The sequence below is a fragment of the Kitasatospora nipponensis genome (assembly GCF_039528135.1).
GTDB lineage: Bacteria > Actinomycetota > Actinomycetes > Streptomycetales > Streptomycetaceae > Kitasatospora > Kitasatospora nipponensis.
Window position 1 is genome coordinate 1 of sequence record NZ_BAAALF010001013.1, and the last position, 559, is coordinate 559.

General features: G+C 73.7%; 1 protein-coding gene and 1 pseudogene. One reads left to right on the forward strand and one right to left on the reverse strand.

What is annotated here, in order from left to right:
* Positions 1-230, forward strand: a pseudogene (locus ABD323_RS44605) (SDR family NAD(P)-dependent oxidoreductase); the annotation flags it as partial.
* A gap of 33 nt (positions 231-263) precedes the next feature.
* On the opposite strand, the gene ABD323_RS44610 reads toward ABD323_RS44605, so the two are convergent.
* Positions 264-559 (reverse strand): dihydrofolate reductase family protein (locus ABD323_RS44610; RefSeq protein ID WP_344447680.1); only part of this gene is annotated, 296 nt, incomplete at its 5' end.

The following is a 559-nucleotide window of genomic DNA, read 5'->3' on the forward strand; positions in this document are numbered from 1 at the left end:
TCCACGTCCTCGCGCTCTGCCCGGGCATGACCGCCACCGAGTGGCAGTCGCACGACGACGCACCCGCCGCGCTGGTGCAGACCCCCGAACAGGTCGTCGCCACCGCCCTACGCGCCCTGCGCCGCCGCAGCCGCCCCACGGTCGTGCCCGGCACGGCCAACCGCCTGCTCCTCGCCGCCGCCCGCATCCTCCCCCGCCACCGCACCCTCACCGCCCTCGCCCGCACCTGAAGGTGAGAGATGGCTCGGGGATAGTCCGGGCGCTCAGCGCCTCGTCTCGTACCTGGTCAGGACCACGCCGCAGGGAAGCGTTCGCGTCTCCACCAGGTTGAGGTTCACCCAGTCGTCCAGCGCGGTGAAGAACGGCGTGCCGCCGCCCACCAGGACCGGCGCGGTGGCCAGCACGTACTCGTCGATCAGCCCGGCCCGCATGCCCGCCCCGGCGAGCGTCGCGCCGCCGATGTCCATCGGGCCGCCGTCCTCGGCCTTGAGTCGGGTGATCTCGGCGACCGCGTCGCCGGTGACCAGGCGGGTGTTCCAGTCCACCTGGTCGACCGTCG